Origin of the sequence: Vibrio nigripulchritudo ATCC 27043, assembly GCF_000222685.1 — a bacterium.
In the GTDB taxonomy this organism is placed as follows: Bacteria; Pseudomonadota; Gammaproteobacteria; order Enterobacterales; family Vibrionaceae; genus Vibrio; species Vibrio nigripulchritudo.
This window is the reverse complement of the sequence record NZ_AFWJ01000174.1, coordinates 1-2,914: the sequence shown is the minus strand read 5'-3', so window position 1 is coordinate 2,914 and position 2,914 is coordinate 1. Positions and strand designations below refer to the sequence as shown.

Sequence of the window (2,914 nt, the reverse complement as noted above, 5' to 3'; positions counted from 1 at the left end):
TTTGCTCTTTGGGTAATGACGGAAGAAAGGTTCGAAGCCGTGTAGCAAGTCCATTTTGGTTAACGTGACATACACTGGCATACGCGTGGACAAGGTTTCCATCAGCTCGCGTAATCGGGTGCGAAGCAGGCTGGCGTAAGCTTTTCGGCTGGAAGTTGTGCCGGAGGCTAATTGCGCGACATCCAGGGCAATCACCACGCCGTTCAACGGGCGACGGCTTCTGGTGCGCTCAAGCCATTCGATGAAGTGCACCCATAGACGACGTTCCATCTGGCCGTCGTTGTCTTCGTTGTTATAGCCTTGAGTCAGCAGTTCGCCATCAGGGTCAATCAGCACCGACTCTTCGCCAATCCACCAGTCGAAACTGTAAGGGTTTTCGCTTTTCTTACCCGATGCGCGCATCACGGTAGAGAACACAAAATTCTGACCAGAACGGTTAATAAGGCTGGTTTTACCCGCATTTTCCAGACCAATCACCAAATACCAGGGCAGGGCGTAAAGGTAATTGCGCTTGTTGAGGTTCTCCTTCATGTTGACCATGATCTGGTTCAACTCAACTTCCTGACGTTCTTCAAACTGAAGAATTGGGTCCGCTTTTAGCTGTTCTTCTCGCTTAATGCTGGCTTTAAAACGGTTCAGCGCTTTCCACTGATACATGCCCCAGAAGGCAATACAGATAAGCGAGAAAATCACACTCGCAATCACGCGAGACATCACGGAAGACAATGGGAATGTCTCCTGATATTCCAGCATCGGACCTGCCCACCAGATGGCGACGATGATCAGCACACACAGCGCGACCAACAAAATCGGAATGGCCGATTTGAAGCTCTGACCCATTTTTTTAAGCAAGCCGCTGATAAACTTCCCCATGTTTCTTACCTTGTATTATTCCGTTACGACGAATTGTTGTAATTGATTGATGAGCGACGGTTCCCAGTCTTCGACCTTGGTTTCGATAGCCGATTGATAAAGGGATTGATAGTGCTGATGCGCCATCGCTTCTAGCCCGTTGTTTGCTAATAAATCGGCGGTTAGCAGCCGCCAGTAAAAGACATCTCGTGGTTCTTTGGCGGCAGACAATCCTTCGTTAAGCATCGCCATGGCGACGGACAACCCCGCTTCTTTAGCCATCACAAACGCTTCCTGTCGCTTGTCATCCCAACTGTTCACGGTAGAGGTGGTTTGCACGCGCTCGTTCGACTTAAGCCAGCTTCGGGTGTCTTCCCCAATAAAGGGCACACCGCCTTTGAAGCTCATGCCCGACAGTTCGGGGATACGAGCCAGAAAGTTCTGAGTTTCTTCCAAAATGGCATCTGCCCAGCTTTGCTGACCAATCTTGGCGGCAATTTGCGCACTTAAATGTTGACCATCAAACCAGTAAGGAGCGATGGTTAAGCTCTGCTCGACTTTGCGCCACAACGCCAGATCGGGGTTGCGTTGCAACTGTTCGTAATATTCGCTGACACGCTCCCCCACCATGGCGCGAAGCTGAGTTTCACCCTTATGGTCGCCATCTGGTGGCGTCGTGATCGACGACCAGACGGAAAAGCGACGAACGCGAACGCTCAGTGCATGACCGTATTCAAATTCGCTCAGGAAATCGGCGACCTTTTGCAACGATGCCTTCATCGCTTTTTCGTTGCCAGTATCCACTTCGACTGCTCTTGGCGTTACGGCAGCATTTCCAGAAGACTGGGAAACAGAATTCGACTCTGCCGAAGAAACCGGCGCAGACGATGGCAAATCTTGCAGCTTGTTCGACTCTAACCAGCGTTCCAGTTTGCGGATGAAGGCGATAAAATTATCGTTGTCGAGAGACAGTTTCTCAGCTGTATCACTCCACGCAATCTTGGCCTTACCAATGGCTTCGCTCTGCTGTTCAGTAACAGGAAGAGTGCCTTTCACCAGCTTTTCCAACGCTGTATCGAAACGCTGAATAATCTGGCTATAGAACTTGCGCCTCGGCAACACGCCTCGCGCACCGGGCGCTGGGTAGCAAGTTTCCCAATAGGTCGTCATAAAGTCCGTCATCACTTGCATCGACAGGCAAAATCGGTCCACCGTGTTGCTGTGGTGAAAACATTGCAACAGGTGAGTCATCAATTTCAGATCTTTGGTTTTTTGCTCAAAGAGGGAAATGATCCCGGTTTCCACTTCAGCCCAGCGAACTTCTGCATGAGAGAGTGAACCGACTTTCATCATCTGGCTTTCCACAAAATCGAACACCGGATCATCCACAACGCGCTCACCCACCGGGCTCTCTTCCGAAATAGGCGCGCGGAGTTTTTCCCGAATCGCTTTGTCATCCATGCTGACAGGTTGCTCGTCCATGACTACCATCGGCACAGCTCCCGCAATTCGGTGATTGCTGATTTTCCGTTTTCGGTTTCAAACACCAGACCATCGATACGATCCGCATTGGAACGAACGTGAATTTGCGGCGCTCGAACCAGTGGTCGCATGATGCCAATAGCGGCTAAGCCACGACCGGAACGCAATACCATACCCTGCTCATCAAACGTCCATCGTTGGCGTTCAGAACCCAGCGACACATCGGCTCTCGCGCCTTTTTGCACTTCTGGGAACAAGATTTCTAAACGGGATATTTTGTTGATGCAGCTCGCCATCAAAATGACGGGCGCTTCTGCCGATTCCACCCTAGGGTTCGAGGTAACGGTAAACCACAAGGCTTTCTCACCATTGCTGTCGATGGTTTCACTGCGAAGCCAGCCCACTTGTCCGTTTCGCTGAGCTTCACTCTTCACCGCACGTTGCCAAGGCTCTGGGCGCACCAGTTCCTGCTCTACAGGCGCATCAGCGATAGGTGTTCCAAACAAGCTATCAAAGCACGACAGCCTTTCGACTTTGGACGCAATGGTCCGGCACTGCTGCGCTTTTTCCATTAACGCGT

Annotated in this window: 3 protein-coding genes; all 3 read right to left on the bottom strand. The window is 51.1% G+C overall.

The window, feature by feature from the left end; genetic code table 11:
* Nucleotides 1-873 (bottom strand): type VI secretion protein IcmF/TssM N-terminal domain-containing protein (locus tag RH89_RS14230; protein ID WP_004403123.1); only part of this gene is annotated, 873 nt, incomplete at its 3' end.
* 15 nt (nucleotides 874-888) lie between these two features.
* Nucleotides 889-2,343, bottom strand: a complete 1,455-nt coding sequence (gene tssA, locus RH89_RS14225) for a type VI secretion system protein TssA (protein WP_004403122.1) — start codon at nucleotides 2,341-2,343, stop codon at nucleotides 889-891.
* Nucleotides 2,337-2,914: type VI secretion system-associated protein VasI (gene vasI / locus RH89_RS14220; protein ID WP_004403119.1), on the bottom strand; the 578-nt coding region annotated here is incomplete at its 5' end. The genes tssA and vasI, both read right to left, overlap by 7 nt.